This is a genomic window from Paenibacillus germinis (assembly GCF_013141785.1).
Taxonomy (GTDB): domain Bacteria; phylum Bacillota; class Bacilli; order Paenibacillales; family NBRC-103111; genus Paenibacillus_E; species Paenibacillus_E phytorum.
In genome coordinates, this window is the sequence record NZ_WHOC01000181.1 from 1 (window position 1) to 25,595 (window position 25,595).

Sequence of the window (25,595 nt, forward strand, 5' to 3'; positions counted from 1 at the left end):
TTATCCCGAAGGATAAATCCGCTCGACTTGCATGTATTAGGCACGCCGCCAGCGTTCGTCCTGAGCCAGGATCAAACTCTCCATAATAGTGGACAATTGCTTGTCCGTATATCTGAAAGCTGAAATGCTCATTGACTTGCTAGCGAGATTTTGCAATCTCTTTTTGAACGATTTCTCGTTCGTGCTTACTCACTCGTTGTTCAGTTTTCAAAGATCAATTTCTTTCGTATTTCTTCGCCATCCGTTTAGCGGCGACTTTTATAATATATCACATCTAGGCTACTCAATGCAAGCTTTTTTTTATTTTTCTTTTTTCTTGCTTCGCTTACACCTTGGTACTGCGTTGGCTTTCGAATGCGAACCGTTTTTAGCGGCGAGAGTTAATTTATCATAGAATCGCAATCAAAGTCAAGCAATAAAATAAGAATAAAAAAAGAACCAGAATAATACCTGATTCTTCTTGGGGTTGGCTCGATTAAACACTCGTATATCTTAACTCTATTTCTGAATTCTCTTCATCAATGAGAACGGCCACTTCTTTAATCAATCCTTTTTTGACAAGCTTATTCAACAGCAAGGGAAGCTCCGTCCTAAGCTCAACTAACTGAGCATGCTGCTGCAGTTCATCTGTGCTTAAAGGTATTTCATTTTCTCTTAGGATTTGAATAAACGCCTCACAGCAACGCTCCATTTTCGACATAACCGAAAATTCACAAGCGAGTAGAACGAGCTGGACTCTCTGCTTCAACGTTTCCTTACTCATTGTCAGTTCCTCATATAGCTTATACACGCCAGGATTAATCGCACGGATCTGCCTCCATACGGTGATTTCCGGGTGATAGCCATCTTCGATAATAACAATGCGAGCCCAGTGATGAAGTGCTTCTAGAATATTATTGTACGCATCCAGCAAATGCTCATCTAAAATGTATTCCTTGCTCTGAAGGTATTTACGTAGAAATAGGGAGAATTCAACAAGTAGTTTGTGCTCACGCAAGTCCCCCGGAAACTCGAGTATTCGATGACGCAAGCCTTCTAAATAAGTGTTCTGATCCAGAAGTATCTCCCCTTTTAGCAGCCAGTGAAGGATATTTCGGTTGACGCCATGACGTATCCATTGCTCTATGGAAGATGGATCTATCCATCTTTCTTGTATCCTCGAATCGTCTCTTATATAATTAGTCGTATGATTGTTCAGGCTCAGGTCGTTCGTTACTATAAGAAGTAGCGTATCAAAACCATCCGTCAGTGAAGGAAGTTGCTTAGGATTATCTACCGCCATGACACTAATGATCCTCTGGTCATTTCGGAACTTAAGCAAAAACTGCTCTTTATCGATTCCCATGGGTATCCGAAGCTCCTGTCTCCAAATTGTTTATATCTATTTCTACATCGTAGAAGGAGTTTCCTGCTGATTTCTGTGACAATTCATACAAACATGATAGCAATTGAATGGGGAGGAACAACGCGTGCGTTTCAGATCAAGTAAAGTAAATGAATTCCGCTTATGGGGTCTCGGCATGACCATGGGTGGAATGCTGCTTATGATTATAGGACTAGCGGGCATCGTTTTTGACTGGGGGAAGGCTGGGCGAATCATCGCTGTAGTCTTCATGATCATTGGTATGATAAGTATGATGGTTAGCATGGGTATATACTTCTGGGCAGGGATGCTTTCCACATCGGCAACTGTCATTGATTGTCCGGAATGCGGAAGAAGAACGAAGATGTTAGGGAAGACGGATCGCTGCATGTTTTGCAAAACGATTTTAACAGTTGATCCACAATACGAACCTACAGCCGAGAACGAAACAGCCGCTACACAAACTGTTCAACTTGAATTGGACAGAGCTCACGAACATAAGCCTCATTGATTGTAAAAAGCCGTAACCCTCTTGGGTTCGGCTTTTTGTTTTGTTATTGCTTAGCTTGTTGTAATGTATCCTGAATGACTTTCCACGTTGTCGGCTGTTCAAAGCCTCTTCTCCATGAGGCCACTCCTGCTAAATCGTACTTCTTCACGAGTTCAAGCCTTGCTTTCATCGATGTTTCATCTTCTAACCAGATACGTATGAGTTTCTCTCCATCTTTGTACTCCACATAGTTCTGACCTGTATCAGCTAAGAAAGTAGGGGTTAGTTTCTTATCTTTAATAATCGTCTGGGCGGCTTCCATCGTTAAAGTTTTGGAGGTGACAGTCGTTTTACCATTCTTCGTCTCTTCGGTCCACTGACGCGTATAGAATGGCACACCTAGGACAAGCTTAGATGGTGGCACCTTCTCGCTCCCCAAGAGCTGGGTAACAGAGCGCTCTGTCCACGGCAGCGATGAAACGGAGCCAGATTTGGGGCTAGAAGCCCAATATTCGTCATATGCCATCAACATCATATAGTCAACAACTTCGGCAAGAGCAGGTCTGTCATAAAACATGGACCACATCTCATTCGTTGATTTTGGTGTTACATCGATGGAAATGGCAAGACCTTGTTCATGCATAAAAGGTGTCAATTCACGGACGAATTGGACTAAATTTTCTTTATCTTTGAGATGCACATTTTCAAAATCAATATTGATGCCCTGCAAATTGTACGTTTGTGCAAAGCCGAGCAACTGTTTAATCATTTTCATACGACGATCATAGGAGGACAGCGCTTGAGACGTCCGATCGGGTTCAAAGCCGTTGCTAAACAACGCCCAGACTTGATAATTGCGCGTTTGCGCCCATTTCACATAGGAAGCGTCGGCCAAGTTCTTAATGCGCCCCTCACCGTCAGCCAGAGAGAACCAGGTAGGGCTAACAACATGTAAGCCGGGCATATCGCCAAGTTTAGAAGTGTCAGGATTCTTCGTAATGACGTGTTCCCAAGTGAGATTTAGTTTACCGTTAAGCGGCTTCCAAGGTACATAAGCTGATGCCTGCTCCTGAGCTGGTATAGTTTCTTCATGATCCTCCAAAATATCAGCTTTACGCACAAAGCCTATAGGACCACTCTGCTGCTGTACGCGATACCATTCTCCCTCTACAGCTAGCACCATAACTTGCTCATTGTTTGCAATCGTGGAGACTATCGGTGCTTTTATAGAAGCAAATGTCCGCAGTTGGGCATCTTCGGTACCCATATGCTTCCCCCATTTTACGAGGTCGCCCTTTTTGAATAAAAGAATGGCACCTGACTTCTCGGACTCTCTTATTTCAAAAGGATACAGCTGCCGAAGAGGCTCAATAGGCACGTAAATGTCATTCCCTTTCTTTTCAACAGGAAAAGATAAGGTGATTGGTTTCTCGTTCATTAAAGCTGAAAGCTCCGTAGTCTTTAACCGCAATACTTTATCTTTCGTTGTGATAATAACGGAATCACTGCTTTTTTCATATATAATCGATGGGTCCATCCACTCCTGTATGAGTGTAAGCGGAAGCTTCAGTCCCTCTTTTTCCCCAATCGCGCTTGTCTTATAGTAATTACCTTGATAAAAAACCGGCTTGCTTAACTCGTTATATTCTAGCTCTACCTTCGTCCGGTTCGGCGCTAACTGCTGCCATAAGAAAGTAGCTGCTCCCGCGGCAAACATTCCAATACAAAGGCCAAATAATAAGAGAATTCTCTTCGTAGATCTTCTGCGTTTCGGTTGCAGATCTGTAGGTGATGAATGCAAGGTTTCACTTCCTTTATTTGATATATAAAAAGAAAAAACGTGTTCTTACCTCTCTACATCCGAAAGGAAGGATCACGTTTCATTATACATCATAGGTACAGATAATGAGGAATTCTGCTTAAGTTAATGCTTGGTAATCCCTGTACAATCCGGGCAAACGCCATAAACCTCTAGTCGATAACCGCCAACTCGGAAGCCTGTTTGCTCAGCAGCGGTAGTCTCTATATCCGAAAGTGGCGGATACTCAAAATCCGAAATCTTCCCACACAACTCACAAACAGCATGATAATGGTCCGTCATATCCGCATCAAAGCGACTCGAGCTGTCTCCATAAGTCAGTTCCCGAACGAGTCCCGATTCAATAAATACTTTAAGATTATTGTAAACAGTCGCAACGCTCATGTTAGGAAATTTCGATTCAAGAGACTTGTAAATGTCATCTGCTGTCGGATGAGTCATGGAGTCCAGCAAAAAGGATAGAATAGCATGCCGCTGCGGCGTCATCCGAACACCTGTTGTTTTCAACTTAGCTAAAGCCTGTTCTAATTGTGCTGCCATGGTACTCACCACCTGATGTTAGTCATTAAAACCTTACATTATATTGTACGTGTGTTAATTGACTTTTGTCAATGATGGTTGCGCATATAGCACCATTTGGCTATTTATTTTTACGGGAATCTAGTACATACATAGCCAAACCAGCAAGGACGAGGATAACCGATCCAATATACGAGCCCATGAGATCAAAGAGCCCTGTGAACCAACGAGGTTTGTTGCTGAGAAGAAAAAATAATACACCAGCCGCAATAAGAATAACACCTAAGTTTGTGCCTTTGATTAGTTTCTGTAAAGGATCTTCATTGTTATAGAGTTCAGCCGCAAATTCCCCAAGCTCATTACGCCGGTTCACATTGTCCGTGGTTTGAAGCGCATCGAATAGATTGTAGAAGTATATGACTGGAATGAACAATGCAAAAAGCGTTACCATAGGTACACTTGTGTCAGACCGAGTAGTGATAGATGTGATAATAAAAATATCGAGAATGAGAAGCATCATAATAAATAGACCGCGCTGCATAAGGCCTAAGTAAAAGTGTCCAGTTCCCGGGACAATGAACGATAGAATGCCTGCGACCCATTTGCGCTTCTTAGGAGCTTGATAATAAGGAGCATAGTGTTGAAAAGATGGATTGGGCGAATACTCCGGAATGTGCGAATTGTCTTTGGGAAGATTCACTTAAATACCTCCTATATATGATTTACAAAATTCGGGATAAATGTTGGATATAAGTTGTTATCTGAGCGATCCCCGTATCTATATTCATAATTTTGTTGATAATCCCTGATTGCATGAGGAGTACAGTCGCGGCTATCGCAACAAAACTGTTCACCCATTGTTTTCTTTTGCCAACTTGATGATTAATTGGATTCTCAGGAATTTCTGCAGATTGTACCCTGCGCATCACACGCTCCGTCAACATTGGGCTTGGTTCACTAAGCGGCATCTCGTCCAGCAATTTATTTAGGTATTGCGTGAGCCGTGTGTCTTCCTGATGTTTGGGAATCATGTGCATTCACCTCCAACCATTTTTCTTTTAGCATCGCTTTTCCCCGATAGAGTCTAGTTTCCAACGTTTTCATGGGCAGCCCGGTCACCTCAGACATTTCTTGGTACGAGAGCTGCTTATAATGAAACAAATACATAATTAATCTATACTTGTCTGGCAGTTCGGAAAGCAGAGCCTGCATACGCTCCTGCTCATCCTTCCGCATAGCCATTTCCTCAGGCTGCTCACGTGCATCCGTAAACCAGCCCTTCATTTTATCGAGAAGCGCTTCATAGGGCTTACGTTTCTGCGAACGCCGAAAGTCAGTCACGAGATTCGTCGTCATGCGATAAAGCCAAGTTGTGAACTTCGCATCCCCACGAAAATGAGCTAATGAACGAAACAGCTTAACGAACACTTCTTGGGTTAAGTCTTCAGCAGTTTCCTTATGCGGGACCATGCGGTATACCAATGTATAGATGTAGCTTTTATGCCGTTCTACCAATACACGGTAAGCATCGGAGTGACCTTGACGGACCCGGTCGATCAGCTGCTCATCCGTCATTTTGTCCATGCCTGACTTCCCCCCTTTCTGTTCGTCCAAAAGCTTAGACGCTTCCCATAGGCTGACCCCTTCAATTTTTACTTTTTTCGAGGGTAACGCCGGTAACCCCTTTCATTTGATTGATTTCTTCAAGAACCGTCTCGATTATGGACGGCTTAGGAATGGTGACATGGAATGTAATTTGAACATGATTCGGTTTACTGTCGCTCTCTTGTTCTTCCATTGAGATCTTACGGATGTCAACTTTCTGTTTACCAAGTAGGGTCGTAATAAGTCCTAGTGTCCCCGGTTGATCAATCGCCAGTATTTTGAGAATACGAATTTTCTTGCCGTTAAAATATTTATGTTCCACTTTATTCAAGATCCACAAGGAGATGAGCACCATAAAACATGCTAGAACAGCCGGATAATAGAAGCCAGCCCCAATGGCAAGGCCGATACCCGCAACTACCCAAAGTGAAGCCGCTGTCGTAAGCCCCGTAATGGATCTCCCATTAAAGATAATCGTTCCAGCACCTAAGAATCCGATACCGCTAATAACTTGTGCAGCTAAACGCGAAGGATCAATACGGACATTCACTTCGTTCACAAAGGCACTAAACCCATACATGGAAAGCAACATAACAAGGGCAGAGCCCACGCAAACTAAAATATGCGTACGAAGGCCAGCTGCATGACTGCTGACCTCCCTCTCAAACCCGATTAATCCACCTAGAAAAAGTGCCAGAACTAACCGTATCGTAATATGGAGTTGATCAATAACCCAAGGATTGCTCATCGTGTAACCGCTCCCTTTTTTCATACTGATAGTGCCTTGTATCACACAAGATAGCGAGAACCACTGAAAATATATTTAGGAGATGATGGCAGGCCGTTCGAAAGTGGTTAAGCTTATTCCCGGAGGAACTGTGAATACTCGACGTACGGCGAAACCGAAACTCTCGTATAACTGAATAGCAGGTAAATTCTCCGTTCCGGTGGATACAATAAAACGCGTTGCTCCATTTAACTGTTGATCCATTAGTATATGTTGTAAAAGTGACCTAGCAATCCCACGGCGAAAAAAATTCGGATGCACCATCATTCGGCAGATCGTGACTATACAACCTTCTCGGGAATAGGATATGGCCCCAGCAAGTGTGGGCTCATCATTCTCCTGAACGTAAAAGCCATAAAATGTTTCCTCCGCTTCGCGTAAAGAGTGGATCCCATCCCTCAGCGGCGGGATGTCATCAAAGCCAATAAGATCAGCTTCCACGCGATAGGAAGCGATTTGTAGAGATAACAGGACCAAGATATCCTCGTTGGTTTCCAATAGTAGTCGTTGAATGGACATGCAGAGTCCTCCTCTCTAGATTAACTGAAAAAAGTGGCGTCCATAACATCGGATCACCACTTCAACCTTCATCATTTACTGTTCAGGCACTCCACAATTAATTTGTTGACGAGCCCTGGATTAGCTTTACCTTTGGTTTCTTTCATGACTTGCCCGACTAAGAAGCCCACTGCTTTTTCCTTGCCGGCTTTGAAATCAGCTACTGATTGTGGACTGTTCTCGACAACTTGCTGGACAATGGCCTTGATAGCACCTTCGTCGCTGATTTGTACAAGCCCCTGCTCTTCAACGATCTTTTGCGGCTCTTTGCCGGATTCGATCATTTCCTTGAATACGGTTTTGGCGATTTTGGTGGAGATTGTGCCTTTCTCAATCAGACCAATCATCTCACCTAAGCCTTTACCCGTGATTTTCACATCGGCAAGTTCCAGGCTATTCGCGTTCAAATACCCAAGTAGATCGCCCATGATCCAGTTCGAAACCGCTTTGGCATCTTTGGTATATTGCAAGCTCTCTTCGAAGAAATTAGCCAACTTCATGGACGAAGTGATTACATCAGCATCATAGCTCGGTAACCCGTACTCACTGCTGTATCTCGCTTTACGCGCGTCTGGCAATTCAGGGATAGAGGCTTTGACGCTAGCTTTCCAAGCATCGTCGATATACAAGCTGACGAGATCCGGATCCGGGAAATAGCGGTAGTCATGCGCGTCTTCTTTGCCGCGCATTGCCAAAGTCATTCCTTTTGCATCATCCCAGCGACGGGTTGCTTGTTCGACTTCACCGCCACTGCGAAGAATTTCCGCTTGGCGGTATTCCTCGTACTCGAGTCCTTTTTGGACACCACGGAACGAGTTCATGTTCTTCAGTTCGGCTCTCGTGCCGAATTTTTCTTGCCCGAATGGACGCAAGCTGATGTTAGCATCACAGCGCAGTGAGCCTTCCTCCATTTTCACATCGGAAACGTCGCAATAGATCATGATCGCTCTTAGCTTCTCCAGATAAGCCCGCGCTTCCTCTGGTGAACGCAGATCGGGCTCGGATACGATTTCAATCAGAGGTGTTCCCGCACGGTTCAAATCCACAAGAGAGGTGTAACCACCGTCTACGTGTGTTAGCTTACCTGCATCTTCCTCTAGATGAACGCGAGTCACGCCGATACGTTTGCTTTCTCCATTCACTTCGATATCGATCCAACCGTTCAAGCCGATCGGCTGATCATATTGCGAAGTTTGGTAAGCGTCCGGTGAATCCGGGTAAAAGTAGTTTTTACGGTCAAATTTACTGTGTGTAGAAATCGTACAATTCAGTGCCATAGCGGCTTTCATCGCATATTCGACTGCTTGACGGTTAAGTACCGGAAGTACACCCGGGTGACCTAAACAAACCGGACATGTATTCGTATTCGGAGGTGCTCCGAATGAGGTTGCACAACTGCAAAATATTTTGGAAGCGGTATGAAGCTCTACGTGAACTTCAAGACCGACTACAGTTTCAAATTGGGTATCTGTTGCCGACAAAATGAATGCCTCCTTCGTTACTCATGAACTATTAACCTACAATTGCGGGCGCTGCTTATGATGATCTGTATGCTGCTCGAAAGCGTGGGCTACACGCAAAAGGGTAGCTTCATCCAACGCTTTGCCGATGACTTGCAGGCCAACGGGAAGTTCGTTCACGAATCCGCAAGGTACGCTAATCGCAGGAATGCCCGCCAAACTGACCGGAATGGTCATGATATCGTTCAAATACATCGTGAGTGGATCACTGCTTTGCTCACCGATTTTGAAAGCAGGTGTCGGAGCCGTTGGTCCGATGATGATGTCGAATTTCTCGAACACTTGATCAAAATCTTGCTTGATCAGGGTGCGGACTTGCTGTGCTTTCAAATAGTAAGCATCATAGTAACCTGAGCTTAACGCATAGGTTCCCAGCATGATGCGGCGTTTGACCTCGGGGCCAAAGCCTTCGCTGCGTGACATATGGTACAAGTCCAGCAAGTTGCGAGCGTTGTCCGAACGCACACCGTAACGCACGCCGTCAAAGCGCGCAAGGTTCGAGGACGCTTCGGAAGAAGCGAGCAAGTAGTAAGTCGCTACGGCATACTCAGAATGAGGCAGCGTCACTTCTTCCCATACAGCGCCTAAGCCTTCAAGCACTTTGAGCGCTTCAAGCACTTTCTCTTTGACGGCCGGGTCGATACCATTGCCCATGTATTCTTTGGGTACGCCGATGCGCAGACCTTTGATATCACCAGTCAATGCGCTGAGGTAATCAGGGATATCCACTTTCGCAGACGTGGAATCCTTCGGGTCGTAGCCGGCGATGGCTTGGAGCAGGTAGGCGGAGTCTTCAACGTTCTTCGTCAGCGGCCCGATCTGGTCGAGTGAGGACGCGAACGCGACTAAACCATAGCGGGACACAAGTCCGTACGTCGGCTTCAGCCCGACGATACCGCAATAAGCGGCTGGCTGGCGAATGGAGCCGCCAGTGTCTGAACCCAGCGCGAAGTACACTTCGCCTGCAGCAACTGCTGCAGCGGAGCCGCCACTGGAGCCTCCTGGTACGTAATCCGTGTTCCACGGATTGTGGGACGGATGGAAAGCGGAGTTCTCGTTGGAGCCGCCCATGGCGAATTCATCCATGTTGAGCTTGCCGATCGTAACGGTTTGAGCATCCTTGAGCTTGCTAACCACTGTTGCATCATAGATCGGCGTGAAGTTCGATAAGATTTTGCTTGCACAGGTCGTTTTCAAACCTTCGGTAACCATGTTATCTTTGATCCCAATCGGAAGGCCGAATAAATGGCCACGTTCATTGCTGCTCGCGAACTGCTCGTCCAACTTGGCGGCAGCTTGTCTAGCGTTCTCTTCATCTAATGTAAGAAAGGCGCGAACCTTGCTTTCCACTTGTTGTATTCTTGTATAGGATTGATCCACGAGATCGGCAACTTTAAGTTCTTTGCCTTGAAGCTTCGCGTGAATTTGCTGTAGGTTTAAATCAAACAAAGACAACGACAGGCACTTCCTTTCATATGGTTCTTATTCTAAAACAGCTGGGACTTTGAATTGCCCGTCTTCGTGATCGGGTGCGTTCAGCATCACTTTCTCAATAGGCAGCGATGGTTTCGTGACATCTTCACGCATGACGTTGACTAACGGCATGGCATGACTGGTCGGAATAACACCTTCGGTATTCAACTCATTCAGCTGCTCGGCATATTTTAAAATGGCATTTAGCTGTTCAGTAAATAGTTCTTTCTCGTTATCACTCAGGTCGAGTCTAGCCAACTTCGCAACGTGCTCGACATCTGTTTTCGTTATGCTCAAGTTTTCTACACCCCTTTAATTAATCAGCATTTAGTCATTCTTTTCATTATATCCCAGATATTTTACGAACTCAATCCAGAAAAAACCACAAATCAAAAACCACAGCTTTCTTCTCAGCTTGGCTAGGAGGCCGTCGCTAAAAAGAAGCTGTGGTTGCTTTGTGGTCAAGAATTATTGGATAAATCCCGTATCCATCGCTTTCGCTTTTTCTTTTAACACGTAATACTTGAGCTTAGCAGCGGCTAAGGTCGTTTCATTCTGACGGACTTTGATTTCGAATTTATTCAGATCATGCTTGGAGATGACGCCAACGCTATAGCGAAACTTCATTTTAGTCAAATCGGCCTGCACATCATTCAAGTTCCGCTGTTCTGTGAGAACGGCTTGATACGCATTCTTGGCATCGTTGTACGTCGCTTGAATTTTCTTGGTTAGTTCAAGCTTGGTTTGCTCATTTTTCTGCCCGTTTATGGCTAGATTAACGCCTTGATACATTTCGCCATACGTATTCTGGATAACCGTGTGACCCGTTTCCCATACAGCTTCGTCGATGTTATTGCCGGCTGTTTTCATCTGATAAGAAGCCTTCAATAAGGTGGTCATGTCTGTCTCCGAAATGGGATCCACTGAAATGGACTCGATATCCTTGATGACTAGATTAGGGTCATAGGAAATCCCAATGTCCGTCGAAAGCTGCACAAGTCCCAACCGATAGTTATTAAGCAATGTTGCGTTATCGTCCTTTTGCTTATTGATGGCTTTCTGCACCGTCTGCACATCATCAGGTGATGCTAACCCTTGCTGCGCGAAAAGCGTAGCTTTCAGCAGGTCCTTCTCCATCACAACCTGGTATTCATTCATGAAATCAAGCTGCTTCTTCTGGGCTAATAGCTGCACATATTGCGCGATGGTTTGCAAGCGAATGCCCGCCTTAGCTTCATCTGACTGCAGCAGCGAGTTCCGCCCATCGGTCCCGAGTTGATGCGCTGCTGTACTCATTTGCGCACGTTGAGAGGATATGATTTTATTCATGCCGCCAGCAAGAGCTCCCATCCCCTGCATCATCTGGTTCATCGCACTATTTTGCATGACGGTCCAGGCGATATCGGTTGGATTTGTTAGGTTAGGGAGCTGTGGATTCCCCGTGTTGGTCACCTCTGCAGGAGTGCTCGGTAAATGTCCGGGCGTCATCGAGGCTGATCCCATTTCGTTCATTTGCTGTTCCAGATCGCCCTTTTTACTGCCTTGAGCTGCGTATTTTAGCGTTAGCAAGGCAAGGTTATGGGAATCTTTCAGTGCTTTATCCAGTACATATGTCAAATCTACGGAAGATACGGTTTCTAGAACGTCTACGCTGACGTATACATTTTGAGTTGGATCTTGGACATTATCGGCGAAAACAAGAGTTTGCGTTGTGCTTGAAAGGAGTAACAGGGCTGCAGATAAACTTATGAGCGTTTTTTTCAAAAAAATCGCTTCCTTCCTCTTCGGTTATAACGAGATATTCGATCCGGATGGCAGCACAGTTTGCGTGCCCGCAGCGGCATCTTTTGATTTCTTTTTAGAGAAAATAATGAATCTAGTTAGCAACATAGCAATGAAATAAGTGAGTGCACCAGTCAAAATCAATGAAACGCAATCATGCCAAATGACGGCAAAGTCATTTCCTTTAACAAATACGTTGCGAACGCCATCTAAAAAATAAGTGAGCGGAAGCATATGGCCGAGCACCTGCAGCACTTTAGGCATAGCTTCGAATGGCCAAGTGAACCCCGATAGCATAAAGGAAGGCACCGCAATTAACATTGCAGTCTGAGTTGCCCCGAGCTGATTGCTCGAGAACAAGCTGATCAGATAACCAATACCGCTGACGGCAAAGGTAAAGCTCACAACGATGGCCAAACCGACTAGCAAACTGCCGCTCATAGGTGTACCAAAGGCATACAAAGCGATGACGAAGGTAACGGCTGTGTTAAAGAAATTGATTAAGAAGTACGGAGCTGTCTTCGCGTAAGCAATGCGCCATGGATTTCTTCGCCATGCCTCGAACCGCTGCCACGTCCCAGCATCTTTCTCGCGAGTGATGGTTAAGGCAATGCCAAGAAACAGAACTTGCTGTAGAATCGCACCAACAAGTCCGTACAGCATAAAGTCACTATAATTGAAAGCTGAATTGTACATAATGCGATATCGGAAAGGAATCGGAGAAAGGGTGTTCATCACTTCCTCGTTCTGAAGTCCTTGCTTTAGTTGGAGCTTTTTTTGTGAGTAACCCATGCTGAAGGTTGAGATGACTTCGCCCGCCCCTTTGGTAGCAGAGTTCGAAATCATCATGTTGCTGCCGTCGATCAGTGTAAGCAGCGGCAGCGTTTCGCCATGTTTCAGCTTCGCTTCGAAATTAGAAGGAATGACGAGGCCTACCTTGGCCTCTCCTGATGAAAGCGCCCGCTTCACATCTTCCTCCGAGTGATATTCCTTCTTGATCTGGAACGTTTCACTCTGCTCGAAGGCTTGAATAATTTGACGACTAAGTGGACTTTGGTCTTCATCGATAACAACAGTGGCCATTTCGGTCACTTTATGGTGTAAGTAAATCGATCCGAACAGCACCGTATAAAGAATCGGAACGAAGAACAAGATCAGAAAAAGACGTCGGTCCTTCAGAATGTGCTTCCATTCTTCTGTAATTAGCTTGCCAATCTGAAGATCCATCTCCTTCATCATCCTTCCGTTTTACCGTTCCATTGCAAGGTCATCCCTGTTGTTGCTGTGTTCGGCAATGTGTTCAGTTCGATTTTGATCCCAAACGAACGAATGTCCGTTTCGCCTGAGGTTTGTGTCGCTTTCTTGATTGCAAAATCCGGCGCAGCCGCTACAGTTTTAACTGTACCAACGATTTTCTCGCCCGTTGACAGCATGGTCATGCTGATGTTGTTGCCTACTTTCAGTCCTGCAATAGATGTCTCTGGCAAGTAAAACTTAGCCCAACGTTTCTCCGTCGACTCGACCGAGAGTACAGGAAATCCAGAGCCTACAAGCTCGCCCACCTGTGCAGATTGACTAAGAATGACCCCATCAGTGGGTGCAACTAACTCTGTGTAGCTCAAGTAAGTCTCTGCTTCCAGCTGAGCCGCTTTCGCTTGCTGTTCACCGGATTGTGCGGATTGAATTGCACCTTGAGCTTGCTGCACAGCTGCTGTTGCAGCCGCTACATCGCCCTGTCTCACCTGCACGTTTCCGCGATTGGCTTCAGCCAGCTTCAAGGACGCTTGCGCTTGGGCTAGCAAAGCTTCCGCTCCGCGAATTTCTTCCTCACGAGGTCCTTGATTCGCCATGTTTAGCTGCTGCTGAGCCAGATCGCGTTTCGTTTTCGCTTCTTCGAAGCTCACCTTCACTTTATCCACATCAGCCTGAGCAACAAGCCCTTGCTCCAGCATCGCTTTCATCCGATTCAAGTTTTGCTCAGCAATGGTGTATACTTCGGAAGCCGCTTGGAACTGAATCTCAGCTTGCTTCTTCTCCTCCGGACGCGCCCCATTATGCAGCCCATCCACTTTGGCTTGTGCCGCGCTAACAGCTGCTTTGGCCTGTTCAACTTGCTGCTCGGCTGTATCAGCCGTCACGTTGACACCGGCAATGCCTTGCTGCTTCTTCGCTTGAGCGGTCGCGGTAGCTCCTTGCGCCTCAGCGATTTTGCCTTTAGCGAGCGCGACGGCCGCTTTGGCCTGCTCGACTTTAGCTTCAATCTCGGTGCTTTGCAGATGGGCCAGCACTTGCCCTTTTTTCACGACATCCCCTTCTTTCACGAGGATTTCGGTGACTCTTCCGCCCACTTTGAAGCTGGCACTTACTTCGTTCGATTCAATATAAGCCGTAGGATGCAGCTGATTAACGACATCTGTTTGGCTAGTTGCCTGTTTGGTTGTTAAAAGAAATGCACTCGTTCCGATGATAATCGCCATCGCGGAATAAACCATTGGTCTAATAAAACGCATAATTACCCCTCCATGAAATAAAAAATGAGAAAAATTACTTAATCAGAAAGTTATCAAAATACAACTGCAGCGTGCTCATAATCCGCTCGTCGGTTAATGGCACGTTCTGCTTCTGCTTCTCCCAATCAAAAACTAAAGCGACATACAGCTTGAATAAAATGAAAGCTGTCATTTTCGGGTCACAGGTCTTCATCGTGCCGTTATGTATCGCGCGTTCCATATGTTCACTCATGAACTGGATCACTTCTGTTTCGATACTGGCCATCGCTTCGATCGTTACCGGACTGCCAAATTGTTGAACCTCGTGAGCCAATTGGATGAGCAGCTCATGCTCTTTGCGAAAAACGAGAACCCCATAAATCGCACTATGAATTTTCTCGAAGGGTGTTGCTCCCTCTGCAATAGCTTTATCGGCGACTGCCTTCATTTCGGCAATTAACGACTGTACAATTTCATGCAATAGATCTTCCTTATTCGCGAAAAACGTATAGATCGTCGCCTTACCGACACCGGCTATTTTGGCGATTTGATCCATCGTTGTACCTTTGTACCCAAAAAGTGAAAAAGATTTCTTCGCCGATTCCATAATTAACAATTTTTTGGCATCCATTTGCGCACCTCAGAACTAGAATACTAAAATAGTTTTATGTTCGGATATTAATGTACCACCATTTCATGATTTTAGCAACCCAAAAACCATGATTCTCAAGCAGCTTCTTTTGTATACATAAACACACTAATAAAACAAAACCCGCACTAGTGAGCACTAGGCGGGTTTTGGTGTTTGATGAAACATGTATTAAATCCAGGCCTTCAGGCCGATTTGTTTAATGAAATCTTCGGTTGACTGAACATCTTTATCTCGTTCTACTTCCTGTTGTCCACTTGGCTCACCGTTCATAATTTTACGAAACAGCTCTTCATTCTTCGTTGCTAGCGCGAAATCAATTAACGCTTCTCTCTCGACTTGATCCGCCTGCTGATGGAGAAGAACTTCTTCAAGCTCGATATCTGACGCAGGTACGTAATAGTGTTTATTATCCTTGGGGACGCGAACGACGTAGTCGAAAATGTTATCGTTATTCCGGTCGTAAGCAATAATATATCCATATCCGCCTATTGGCAGATTCTGTTCTAAACTATCGGCAATTACTATTATTTTTTCACCAAGACGAAGCATCTGAATTTCCCCCCACCTATATAAGCCCACAATCTATATGTCAACCAGACTTATCCTCTACTCTACTAAAAAAAATAGTTTGTGTCCAATTGATAGAGGGATCATTTGTAAAATACGCAATTATTTTTGGAATGAGATGGAAGAAGGTATAATGAATGAAGAACTTTAAATGCTTGTATCTGAATGAATAACAAGGAGATTCCACATGAGCGAGAATACTACTAAGAAGCCGCGCCCATCTTTGACGGAAGGCCCGATTGCCAAGACGTTGATCTTATTTTCGTTACCGATTCTGTTAGGTAATGTGCTCCAGACGCTTAATGGTTCTATTAATGCCATATGGATTGGCAAGTACCTCGGTGAAGGTGGGCTTGCGGCGACGTCCAATGCCAACATTATCATGTTCTTCTTAATTAGCTCTATTTTCGGCATTGCAATGGCCGCCGTTATCATGATTGGTCAAAATCTCGGAGGACAAAAGGTAGAAGAAGCTAAAAAAGTTGTCGGCACCAGCGCCGTCTTTTTCCTCATTCTTTCCATCGTCGTTGCCTTATTCGGGCTGCTTTTCTCCCATACCATTCTGGGGTGGATGAATACACCTGCGGATGTTAAGGATCTTGCCGTTACATACACGCGAATCATTTTCGCTGGTGTTCCATTTATGTTCGGCTTTAATCTCATTATGGCCATATTACGGGGTTCAGGTGACGCAAAGACTCCTTTCTATTTCCTGTTATTGTCTGCCGCTTTGGACATTGTGTTGAATCCATTGCTCATTCAAGGCATGGGGCCTTTTCCGAAAATGGGGATAGCCGGCTCGGCTGTCGCTACCTTTGTGGCACAGCTAATCAGCTTCGTGCTGTTGATTGTGTATTTGTATCAGAAAAAGTATTTTCTGCGGATTACGAAAAAGGATATTCCCCTGCTTCGCATTAATTGGATGATCATTCGGACTCTGATTCAAAAAGGACTGCCGATGGGATTAAATATGGTCGTGGTTTCCTTAAGCAACTTAATTCTCATCCATCTCGTGAACTCCTATGGTTCTGAATCAACCGCTGCCTTCGGCGTTGCGATGCAAATATCGAGCTATGTGCAAATGCCCGCGATGGCGATTGGAGGGGCTGTGACTTCCATGGCCGCGCAGAATATTGGTGCTGGGAAATGGGATCGGGTGAATCGAATTACGTGGACCGGTGTTGGGGTTAACATCATGATGACGGGACTTATTGTCGTTCTTCTTCATTTGTTCAACCGAGAGGTCGTCAGTTTCTTCCTTCCTCCTGAGGGCAAAGCGATCGCAATTGGGGTACATATTAATAATATAACGCTATGGTCGTTTATTATCTTTGGCGTGTTTAACGTCGTTGCCGGTGTAGTTCGTTCTGCAGGGGCTGTTGTGTTCCCGCTTATTGTTGCCTTTATTGCCCTGCTGCTTGTTCGAATTCCGCTTGCTACTGTGTTGGCGAACAAATATGGATTTGATGTGATCTGGTGGAGCTTTCCGGTTAGCTTCAGTGTTGCGGCTGCGTTGAACTTACTTTATTATCGCTTTGGTAAATGGAAGCAGGCGAGGATGCTTACGAGTAGGGGCTAGAAATTGAGAAGGTATAGTGAAAAGAGCCCGTGAAACACGGACTCTTTTCCTATTATTTTGAGATAAAGTTAAAGCTGGAGAAGATCTCTGTGGATCTTGATGACGATCTTTTTGTTGCTCTTTGACTCCGTAATGGAACCGTTCGGACGGTGAATGTCAGAGGGAAAGCAAACCGCAAACATACCTGACTTCAAAAGAATTTCCGTTTCTTGCTGGGAGGGATCCGATTTATAAAAAGCAATATCATGGGAGTCGAACTTATCATCGACGACTTTCGCGTTAGGATTCAGCTTGTAGAAACTAAGCCTTTCCTCCCCGCTTACTAGAAACTGAATATCCGTATATATCATATGGGACTCCGGCATCTGCTCCTCAATGGGACGGGTCACAACTTCCTGTACATTGGCAAACATCAAATGTCCCTTATCACCTTCAAGATCATATCTCCCAACTTCCGCCTCACCTAACTTGCGATTCAAAATGTAATCGATACCCCGCGATACGGCCGGTGGCCACAAATGACGTTCCTGCTCAAAATGCTCAACATCGCTAATAATCATGGTGAAATGACTCCTTCTATAACTCCGAATAAAAACTTACATTTACTATATCCTAGGACGAGAAAAAAGACCCGCTTCTTACTGCGAGTCTTCCTACGCTTAAAACTTTTCTTGTTTTGCGCCTTCCCAATCTGCCAAAAACTTCTCGATCCCCGCGTCTGTCAGCGGGTGCTTGCTCATGGACTCGATAACTTTATAAGGCACTGTAGCGATATGTGACCCTGCAAGCGCCGCTTCAATCACGTGAGCGGAGTGACGAACACTAGCAGAGATAATTTCGGATTTGATACCGTGTACTTGGAAAATTTGGCTGATTTCTTTAATTAGATTCATACCAACTTGATTGATATCATCCAAACGTCCAATAAATGGCGATACGTAAGTTGCTCCTGCGCGTGCAGCAAGTAAAGCTTGTGTCGAGCTGAAGATCAAGGTTACGTTCGTTGGGATGCCGATTGATCTGAACACGCTAGTCGCTTGAAGTCCATCCAACGTCATTGGAAGCTTAATAACAACATTTGGGCTTAGTTTAGCAAGCTTCTTGCCCTGTTCAACCATTTCGTCTGCTTTCAGTGAAACGACTTCTGCACTAATCGGTACATCGCCGACAATGGAGATAATTTCTTTCACTGTTTCGAAGAAATCTCTACCTTCTTTAGCAATCAATGAAGGGTTGGTTGTTACTCCTGCTACAACGCCTAACGCGTGAGCTTTGCGAATTTCGTCTACATTGGCCGTGTCGATAAACAATTTCATCCTGTATCCCTACCTTTTCTCCCTTTTGTGGGCTCTTATTGGAAATACTTCTGTCTGATTTGTTGAACGATTGCATCTGCTGTAAAGCCGTATTCACGAATTACTCGATCTGCCTTCGCTGATGCACCAAATTTACGGATGCCAACAACGAAGCCATCGCCTCCCGTAATCTCTTCCCATCCAGCAGGATAGGCCATCTCAATGACTACATTTGCTTTTACTTGTGGTAAAAGGATGGCATTCCGCACCTCTTCAGGCTGCTGCTCGAACAATTCACGGCTTGGCATGGAAATAACACGAGCCCCAATACCATCTTGCGCCAACTGCTTCTTCACGTCAAGTGCTAAGCTCACTTCAGAACCCGTTGCGATGAGTTGGATATCAGGTGTCGCTGATGTGTCAACATCGGATAAAATATAAGCTCCTTGATGAATATGAGCATAAGCAAGATGATCCGTGCCCGGAAGCACCGGCAAATTCTGACGCGAAAGCGCGAATACGAACGGGCCTTCCTTCGCCCCCAGAACATACTCCCAAGCCGCTGCGGTTTCGTTAGCGTCCGCAGGACGGAACAGCGTCAGATCCGGAATCATCCGCAGGGATGGGATCTGTTCGATCGGCTGATGCGTAGGACCGTCTTCGCCGACAGCGATGCTGTCATGCGTAAACACGTACGCAACAGGGAGCTTCATGAGCGCGGACAAGCGAATCGCGCCGCGCAAATAGTCGCTGAACACGAGGAACGTTCCGCCGAAAGCGCGCAATCCGCCGTGCAGCAGCATGCCGTTCAATGCTGCGCCCATGGCGAACTCACGGACGCCGAACCAGAAGTTGCGGCCGCTGTAATCGGCGGCGCTGAATGCCGCGGCGTCGTTAATCATGGTGAAGTTGGAGCTCGCTAGGTCGGCGGAGCCGCCTACTAGCTGAGGTACCCGCTTCGCCAAGCCGTTAATCACTTTGCCAGAAGCTGTGCGCGTCGAGATAGCGCCGCTCTCTGGGGTAAAGCGCGGCACATCGGCGTTCCAGTCCGCTGGAAGGTCGCCGCGGCTCGCGAGCTCGAATTGCTGAGCGAGCTCGGGGTCCGCAGCCTGGTAGCTGTGCCACAGCTGCTCCCAGCTGATTTGGGCTTGAGCGCCCAGTTCTTTGTGCTGGGCGAAGTGCTTATAGACCTCAGCCGGAACGTAGAAGTCCGGCTCAAGCGGCCAACCCAGAGCTTGCTTCGTCAGCATCAGCTCTTCTTTGCCTAGCGGCGAGCCGTGCGTGCCGCCGTGGCCGCCTTTGCCGGCTTTGTTCGGACTGCCGAAGCCGATCGTTGTTTTAATCTCAATCAGGGTTGGACGACCCAGATCCGCTTTGCCTTCTTCGATCGCGGCAGAAATCGCCTCGACGTTGTTTTGCTCTTCCACACGTAAGTATTGCCAACCATAGGATTCAATACGCGTCCGAATATTTTCAGAGAACGACATATTCAACTCGCCGTCGAGCGAAATATCATTTGAATCGTAGAGCACAATTAGCTTACCCAATTTCAAATGACCTGCCAAGGAAGCAGCTTCGGAGGAAACACCTTCCATCAAATCGCCATCTCCGCAAATAGCATACGTGAAGTGATCAACGATTGGGAAGTTCGGTCTATTGTAAACAGAAGCCTGATGGGCTTCGGCCATTGCCATTCCGACAGCCATTGCAACCCCTTGGCCAAGTGGTCCCGTTGTCGCTTCAACACCTGCCGTATGACCATACTCGGGATGCCCGGGTGTGCGGCTTCCCCATTGACGGAATTCCTTAATGTCGTCAAGGGTTACATCATAACCACTTAGGTGCAGTAGGCTGTAAAGCAGCATCGAACCGTGTCCTGCGGATAGAACAAATCGATCACGATCAACCCATTTGGGATTCGTCGGATTGTGCTTTAAGTGCCGTGTCCAAAGTGCATACGCCATAGGCGCCGCGCCCATCGGCATACCAGGATGACCCATAGCCGCTTTCTCGACTGCATCGATTGTAAGCGTTCTAATTGTATTGATGCTTAACTCTTCAATGCCAACAGTTGTCTGATTCAAAAGAGATTCGCCTCCATCAATTTGGTTGTATTAATTCCATCTACTCTTTATTATAAGGATAGATGAAGCATTCAAATAATTGATAGTTTCGATACTCGCTATAGAAGGTGTCTATATGGTGAATTTTGAACTTTATAAAGTATTTTATCTGACTGCCAAAACTGGCAGCTTATCTAAAGCAGCAAAAGAGCTGTACATTACACAGCCCAGCGTCTCTCATTCGATCAAATTGTTGGAGGATACTTTGGGGCTGCAGCTGTTTGCCAGAACGTCCAAAGGCGTCGAGCTTACCAAGGAAGGCGCTGTGCTGTTTTCCTATATCGAACAGGCGTACAATTTCATTTCACTCGCTGAAGAGAAATTAAGTGAGCTTCGTAATTTCTCTAGCGGAGAAATCAAAATTGGCGGCAGTGACTCCTTGTGTAAACACTATCTGCTCCCTTTCTTGGAGTCATTTCACGTACAGTATCCGCATGTACAGATTAACTTAGTTCACGGAACGACACCGGAAATTGTGAAGCATCTGAAAGAAGGCAAGATTGATATTGGCATTGTCAGGACGCCTATTCTAGATGATCAATTGCAGGTGCGAGAAGGCATTACTATTCAGGATTGCTTCGTAACGGGGCCAAAATACCGGGAGCTGTCATTGGGAAAAGTCTCCCTTGCTAAGCTGTTAACCTACCCAATCATCTTATTTTCGAGTAATAGCTCATCACGGAAATTCGTCACCCGTCTGTTCAGTGAAAATGGCTTGCTGTTGGAACCGGAAATTGAGCTCGGCAGCGTGGATTTACTCATTGAATTCGCAAAGATCGGTTTTGGCGTTTCCTTCGTAACCAAAGAATTTGTAGCGAAGGAACTGGCAGATGGAAGCTTGTTTGAGGTGAATATTGACGCTATCATTCCGTCGACTAAGATCGGTATTATCACATTAAAAAATATGCCGCTATCAACCGCGGCTTCTGCTTTCGTAGCAGAGCTAGAAAGCCCGGGAAGTTGAGCCGAGTTGAGAATGGTACCTAAACAAACCTCAACGCCGCCTGAGCGTGCCTTTTTCATTTTCACAAACTAACGATCGCTTTGATGACCTTCGATTCTGGCTTCAGCCAAGTCTCGAACTGATCAATCATGTCCTCGAATGTCGCGCGGTGCGTGATGTATCGTTCGATGTCGATGATGCCGTCTTGCATGGCGGCACGTACGGTGTCGAAATCCTCCATGGTCGCATTGCGGCTGCTCATTAAGGTCAGCTCCCGTTTATGAAAGTCGGGATCATGGAAGGTGATATCGGCCTTAACAAGTCCGACATACACGAGTTTGCCGCCATGTGCGACAAGTCCGAACGAATCAGTCATCGACCTAGCGTTCCCTGTCGCATCGAAGACGACAGTAGGATATTCGCCGTTCGTGAGCGCAGCTAGCTGCTCCATCGGCTGCTGTAAGGCATTAATCGTATGATCGATGCCTGCCCAATCACGGCAAAAGGCTAACCGCTCATCGTTAATGTCCATCGCAATGACGTTTGCTCCGCGCTGCCTAGCCAGAATCATAACGCCGAGTCCAATTGGACCAACCCCAATCACGAGCACGTTTTCACCAGCACGAAGTTCTGATCTTCTCACTGCGTGAGCTCCGATGCTAAGCGGCTCTAACATAGCTGCTTGGTCCAGCGTGAGGCCATCGGTCTTGATGAGATGGCTGACTGGCAAGGAGATCAGCTCTCTCATCCCCCCGTCGATATGTACGCCAAGCACCTTCATATCTGTGCAGCAGTTTGTCTTGCCGTTCCGGCAAGCAATACAAGTCCCGCAGTGCATATAAGGGACGATGCTTACTTGATCACCGATTTGCAGTCCTGTGACTCCCTCACCTTCTTGCAATCCTGTGACGCTCTCACCGACTTTTAGTCCTGTTACACCCTCACCAATCTGTTCAATATAACCAGCCAGTTCATGCCCGAGAACACGGGGATAGCTAAAAAATGGCTGATTCCCTTTATACGCATGCAAATCTGTCCCGCATATGCCTATCCTTTTGATGCGAACAATAGCTTCCCCTGCTCTTAGACTAGGCTCCTGTACTTCTACTTGCTTAAACTTCTCGATCTGTTCACATACGATTGCTCTCATTCCTGGTTTCCCCCTGTCCGATTACACATAGGTTTTCTCGTTATATTCGGGTCTTCCACTAATCCAAGACTTATTGTGAATGGGGGTTAGAATCTCCAGCACCTCATGAAGCAGCTCCATGTCAATTGGTTCATCTGTCCACGCAATATTATTGCGAATGTTGTCAGGGTTCGCCGTGCTGACTAGCGTCGTAGGGATGCGTTCGTTCGCTGTTGCATACTGCACAGCCAATTTGGCAATGTCAGTTCCCTTACTTGCACAGTGTTCAGCAGCCTGTTTACATAGTCGCTGAATTTCGCCTGAGGCTGGATGCCATTCCGCCGCTGGTTTAGTGCTCAGAAGCCCCATCGACAGCGGCGATGCATTCACCAAACCTACCCCATGCTGTTCCAGAACTGGAACTAGATCCAGCAAGGAATTATCGTTCAAACTATAGTGACAGTAGGACAAGACGGAATCCAGTTCTTTGTGAGCCAATGCTTTTTCAAATATAGATAACGGTAAACCGGATACCCCGAAATAACGAATCTTACCTGATAGCTTTAATTCATCCAGCGCAGGGAAGGCGCCTTCCAGAATCTCGTTAAATGGTGCAAACTCAATATCGTGTAAATATAAGATATCAATATAATCCGTCTGAAGCCGCTTTAAGCTCTCATCGACACTTTCTAGAATTCGCTGCTTCGAGAAATCGAACTCTTCTGCTCCGTATCGCCCTGCCTTCGTCGTCAGGATGAAACGATCCCGCTCCAATTGAGCTATTGCCTTACCTAGTACCGTCTCTGCCTTGGTTAACCCATAAAAAGGGGACACATCAATCAGATTAATGCCCATATCAATTGCTGTATGAACGGTTCGGATGCTTTCTTCTTCATTAGTTTCACGGAATACAGATCCTAGTGAGGATGCACCAAAGCTCAGCACGGAGACATCAAGTCCGGTTTTGCCTAGCTTACGATACTTCATAATTTATAAAATTCTTTTGCATTTAATCCGAATAAGCGTGCTTTATCTGCTTCCGACCAATTTCCTGGCAATGCTTGAGTAAGCACATCGACAACGTCATCGTACTCTGCTGCTAGCAAACAAACTGGCCAATCACTGCCGAATAAAACACGTTCCGTTCCAAATACCTCGAGGACATGCTGGATATAAGTACTAAAATCCTCACGCTTCCATTCTGTATGATTGGCTTCTGTTACCATACCGGAAAGCTTACAATATATATTTGGATGCTTCGCAATAGCCGTCATTTGGCTTTTCCAAGGCTCAATAACACCATCCGCAATTCGCGGCTTAGCCATATGATCAATAACAGCGCGTAAACCTGGAACCAGCTTCAAAAGCTGAACCACCGGCTCCAATTGATGAGATACGACTAGCAGATCAACGGGTACATCTTTTTCAGCAAAATAACGGAACGCTTCTACAAAATGAGGCTCAAGTATAGCACTCGCATCCGGCATTTCTTGAATCATGACTCTAAAGCCTACATATTTAGGATGCTGGCTAAATCGTTTGTAATGAATATGAAAGTCAGGATCATTCAGATTGAGCCATCCTACTACACCGGCAATTGTATCTGATTCCTCGCTGAGGGATAATAGATAATCCGTTTCTTCTAATGTGGGCGCCGCTTGAACCACAATAGTTTGATCCAAGTTGTGCTGTTGCAGGTGGGGTAATAAGTCGTTCGGCAGGAAATCACGATACAGTACCGACAGCTCTGGTGTAAGCCACCCATAGTCACCCCGATCCATCTTCCAATAGTGCTGGTGTGCATCGATCCGCATAGAGATTCTCCTCTTCATTATCCATAAATTTTGGCACCGCTTTCTTCTATTGTATCACCAAATAAATCATATGAAATAACGATATCTAGCATCTTTATACGTTTTTTTGATATCATGAGATTACGAGTTATCTTGAAGGAGGAATCTTATGCATCCCGTGCGAAAAGTGTTCGATGCGAACGATGCCTTCCCGTTTTCACTTGCCTATAAAAACACAAAGAGCTCGCAAAGCGAGCTTCCTGATCATTTCCACGACTGGTATGAAATTGTATATGTATATAGAGGTAAAGGAACCTTCTTTATCGATCACACGTTTTATGAAATGAAACAAGGCGATCTCTTCCTCATCCCTGGCAATACGATTCACCGGGCAACTCCGGATAAAGAGACGCCTGTAACGTCCACAGCAATTTATTTCAGCCCCAGCATCGTACAGACTCCTAACTTGGGTGACTCTTTCTCTTATTTGCATTGTTTCGAGCAAGCCACAGCACATCACAATTACAAGTTTGAAACTCTACTCTCACAACGTCAAAACTTAGATTCAGGGTTGGAATCCATTCAATATGAATTCAAACATCCGAATTTAGGTCACCGGCAAGCTATCTTGCTGCAGCTTCTTCAACTCCTGCTTTTTTTGAATCGTGATCTAGGTTCAGGCACGAAGCCTAGCACTGGGGATTCCATCGCTCCCCCGATGTGGATGAGGGAAATTTTGCTCTATATCGATCAGCATTTCTGTGAGGACATTGGCCTTAAGACGCTTTCGAAGCAAGCATCGGTCACACCTGCCCATTTCAGCCGGGTATTTAAGCAGCTAATTGGGATGAATATTACCGCCTATATCATGACCAAACGAATTATCCGAGCGAAGCAGTTGCTTAGCGAAAACGACCTCAACATTAGCAGCATCGCAGAAATGTGCGGCTTCGAGAGCTTACCTCATTTTCATGCCATGTTCAAAAGAGTTCTGGGTATGACTCCCGCGGCAGCTAGAAAGTCGGCTAGATAGCTATGCGGAAACAATTAAAAAAAACAACCTCCATAGATGTCTATGGAGGTTGCTTATGTCTAAGCCGAAGCCTATT

26 protein-coding genes and 1 rRNA gene are annotated in these 25,595 nt (G+C 45.9%); 4 read left to right on the plus strand and 23 right to left on the minus strand.

Features of this window, described 5'->3' with window-relative positions:
- Both GC102_RS35000 and GC102_RS35005 read right to left on the minus strand, forming a co-directional pair.
- A 16S ribosomal RNA gene (locus GC102_RS35000) occupies positions 1-87 on the minus strand; the annotation flags it as partial.
- 388 nt (positions 88-475) lie between these two features.
- Positions 476-1,345 (minus strand): nucleotidyltransferase-like protein, encoded by an 870-nt coding sequence (locus GC102_RS35005; RefSeq protein WP_171693615.1) that lies wholly within the window; start codon positions 1,343-1,345, stop codon positions 476-478.
- A gap of 124 nt (positions 1,346-1,469) precedes the next feature.
- Between GC102_RS35005 and GC102_RS35010 the strand changes: the two genes are divergently transcribed.
- Positions 1,470-1,874, plus strand: coding sequence for a DUF2614 family zinc ribbon-containing protein (locus GC102_RS35010; protein WP_171693616.1), 405 nt, complete (start codon positions 1,470-1,472; stop codon positions 1,872-1,874).
- Positions 1,875-1,917: 43 nt separating this feature from the next.
- On the opposite strand, the gene GC102_RS35015 is transcribed toward GC102_RS35010, so the two are convergent.
- From GC102_RS35015 to GC102_RS35085, 15 genes are all read right to left on the minus strand, one after another.
- Positions 1,918-3,654, minus strand: a complete 1,737-nt coding sequence (locus GC102_RS35015) for a glycosyl hydrolase family 18 protein (protein ID WP_246321295.1) — start codon at positions 3,652-3,654, stop codon at positions 1,918-1,920.
- Positions 3,655-3,777: 123 nt separating this feature from the next.
- The gene (perR, locus tag GC102_RS35020) at positions 3,778-4,212 is read right to left on the minus strand and encodes a peroxide-responsive transcriptional repressor PerR (RefSeq protein WP_057305131.1); all 435 of its coding nucleotides are present in this window, start codon (positions 4,210-4,212) and stop codon (positions 3,778-3,780) included.
- 100 nt (positions 4,213-4,312) lie between these two features.
- Positions 4,313-4,891: a DUF6677 family protein gene (locus GC102_RS35025; RefSeq protein ID WP_171693617.1), complete on the minus strand. Its 579-nt coding sequence runs from the start codon at positions 4,889-4,891 to the stop codon at positions 4,313-4,315.
- 22 nt (positions 4,892-4,913) lie between these two features.
- Positions 4,914-5,222 carry a hypothetical protein gene (locus GC102_RS35030; protein ID WP_171640652.1) on the minus strand — a complete coding sequence of 103 codons (309 nt, stop codon included), beginning with the start codon at positions 5,220-5,222 and terminating at the stop codon, positions 4,914-4,916.
- Complete coding sequence (locus tag GC102_RS35035; RefSeq protein WP_171693618.1) at positions 5,173-5,775, minus strand: RNA polymerase sigma factor; 603 nt, start codon at positions 5,773-5,775, stop codon at positions 5,173-5,175. The genes GC102_RS35030 and GC102_RS35035 overlap by 50 nt, the downstream gene beginning before the upstream one ends.
- Before the next feature lie 61 nt (positions 5,776-5,836).
- Positions 5,837-6,544 (minus strand): MgtC/SapB family protein, encoded by a 708-nt coding sequence (locus tag GC102_RS35040; protein WP_171693619.1) that lies wholly within the window; start codon positions 6,542-6,544, stop codon positions 5,837-5,839.
- 75 nt (positions 6,545-6,619) lie between these two features.
- Complete coding sequence (locus GC102_RS35045) at positions 6,620-7,102, minus strand: GNAT family N-acetyltransferase (protein ID WP_171693620.1); 483 nt, start codon at positions 7,100-7,102, stop codon at positions 6,620-6,622.
- A gap of 71 nt (positions 7,103-7,173) precedes the next feature.
- Positions 7,174-8,625, minus strand: a complete 1,452-nt coding sequence (gene gatB / locus GC102_RS35050; protein WP_171693651.1) for an Asp-tRNA(Asn)/Glu-tRNA(Gln) amidotransferase subunit GatB — start codon at positions 8,623-8,625, stop codon at positions 7,174-7,176.
- 33 nt (positions 8,626-8,658) lie between these two features.
- Positions 8,659-10,116: an Asp-tRNA(Asn)/Glu-tRNA(Gln) amidotransferase subunit GatA gene (gene gatA / locus GC102_RS35055; RefSeq protein WP_171693621.1), complete on the minus strand. Its 1,458-nt coding sequence runs from the start codon at positions 10,114-10,116 to the stop codon at positions 8,659-8,661.
- Between the two features lie 27 nt (positions 10,117-10,143).
- Positions 10,144-10,431, minus strand: a complete 288-nt coding sequence (gene gatC / locus GC102_RS35060; protein WP_057305138.1) for an Asp-tRNA(Asn)/Glu-tRNA(Gln) amidotransferase subunit GatC — start codon at positions 10,429-10,431, stop codon at positions 10,144-10,146.
- Positions 10,432-10,602: 171 nt separating this feature from the next.
- Complete coding sequence (locus GC102_RS35065) at positions 10,603-11,898, minus strand: TolC family protein (protein WP_171693622.1); 1,296 nt, start codon at positions 11,896-11,898, stop codon at positions 10,603-10,605.
- A 24-nt stretch (positions 11,899-11,922) separates the two neighbouring features.
- Positions 11,923-13,143 carry an ABC transporter permease gene (locus tag GC102_RS35070; protein WP_246321296.1) on the minus strand — a complete coding sequence of 407 codons (1,221 nt, stop codon included), beginning with the start codon at positions 13,141-13,143 and terminating at the stop codon, positions 11,923-11,925.
- Between the two features lie 8 nt (positions 13,144-13,151).
- Positions 13,152-14,426, minus strand: coding sequence for an HlyD family secretion protein (locus tag GC102_RS35075; RefSeq protein WP_171693623.1), 1,275 nt, complete (start codon positions 14,424-14,426; stop codon positions 13,152-13,154).
- A 34-nt stretch (positions 14,427-14,460) separates the two neighbouring features.
- Positions 14,461-15,036, minus strand: a complete 576-nt coding sequence (locus GC102_RS35080; protein WP_171693624.1) for a TetR/AcrR family transcriptional regulator — start codon at positions 15,034-15,036, stop codon at positions 14,461-14,463.
- A gap of 189 nt (positions 15,037-15,225) precedes the next feature.
- Entirely contained in the window at positions 15,226-15,606 is a 381-nt protein-coding gene (locus GC102_RS35085) for an ATPase (protein WP_171693625.1), read from the minus strand.
- 205 nt (positions 15,607-15,811) lie between these two features.
- Here GC102_RS35085 and GC102_RS35090 point away from each other — a divergent pair, with 205 nt between their 5' ends.
- The gene (locus tag GC102_RS35090) at positions 15,812-17,203 is read left to right on the plus strand and encodes an MATE family efflux transporter (protein ID WP_171693626.1); all 1,392 of its coding nucleotides are present in this window, start codon (positions 15,812-15,814) and stop codon (positions 17,201-17,203) included.
- 68 nt (positions 17,204-17,271) lie between these two features.
- Here GC102_RS35090 and GC102_RS35095 read toward each other — a convergent pair whose 3' ends face one another.
- The 3 genes from GC102_RS35095 to tkt all read right to left on the minus strand — a co-directional run bounded on the left by GC102_RS35095 (position 17,272) and on the right by tkt (position 20,582).
- Positions 17,272-17,763, minus strand: coding sequence for a NanQ anomerase/TabA/YiaL family protein (locus GC102_RS35095; protein ID WP_171693627.1), 492 nt, complete (start codon positions 17,761-17,763; stop codon positions 17,272-17,274).
- Between the two features lie 99 nt (positions 17,764-17,862).
- Positions 17,863-18,519 carry a fructose-6-phosphate aldolase gene (gene fsa / locus GC102_RS35100; RefSeq protein ID WP_171693628.1) on the minus strand — a complete coding sequence of 219 codons (657 nt, stop codon included), beginning with the start codon at positions 18,517-18,519 and terminating at the stop codon, positions 17,863-17,865.
- Between the two features lie 35 nt (positions 18,520-18,554).
- Positions 18,555-20,582 carry a transketolase gene (tkt, locus tag GC102_RS35105; protein WP_171693629.1) on the minus strand — a complete coding sequence of 676 codons (2,028 nt, stop codon included), beginning with the start codon at positions 20,580-20,582 and terminating at the stop codon, positions 18,555-18,557.
- A 115-nt stretch (positions 20,583-20,697) separates the two neighbouring features.
- Between tkt and GC102_RS35110 the strand changes: the two genes are divergently transcribed.
- Positions 20,698-21,585 (plus strand): LysR family transcriptional regulator, encoded by an 888-nt coding sequence (locus GC102_RS35110; protein ID WP_171693630.1) that lies wholly within the window; start codon positions 20,698-20,700, stop codon positions 21,583-21,585.
- A gap of 61 nt (positions 21,586-21,646) precedes the next feature.
- On the opposite strand, the gene GC102_RS35115 is transcribed toward GC102_RS35110, so the two are convergent.
- Genes GC102_RS35115 through GC102_RS35125 form a run of 3 tightly spaced genes read right to left on the minus strand, consistent with a single transcriptional unit; the run spans position 21,647 to position 24,507 of the window.
- On the minus strand, positions 21,647-22,714 hold the full coding sequence (locus GC102_RS35115; protein WP_171693631.1) for a zinc-binding alcohol dehydrogenase family protein: 1,068 nt from the start codon (positions 22,712-22,714) through the stop codon (positions 21,647-21,649).
- A gap of 21 nt (positions 22,715-22,735) precedes the next feature.
- Positions 22,736-23,680, minus strand: a complete 945-nt coding sequence (locus GC102_RS35120; protein ID WP_171693632.1) for an aldo/keto reductase — start codon at positions 23,678-23,680, stop codon at positions 22,736-22,738.
- On the minus strand, positions 23,677-24,507 hold the full coding sequence (locus GC102_RS35125; RefSeq protein ID WP_171693633.1) for an amidohydrolase family protein: 831 nt from the start codon (positions 24,505-24,507) through the stop codon (positions 23,677-23,679). Before GC102_RS35125 ends, GC102_RS35120 begins: the two co-directional genes overlap by 4 nt.
- Before the next feature lie 148 nt (positions 24,508-24,655).
- Here GC102_RS35125 and GC102_RS35130 point away from each other — a divergent pair, with 148 nt between their 5' ends.
- Positions 24,656-25,519 carry an AraC family transcriptional regulator gene (locus GC102_RS35130; protein ID WP_171693634.1) on the plus strand — a complete coding sequence of 288 codons (864 nt, stop codon included), beginning with the start codon at positions 24,656-24,658 and terminating at the stop codon, positions 25,517-25,519.
- The last annotated feature ends 76 nt before the right edge of the window (positions 25,520-25,595 follow it).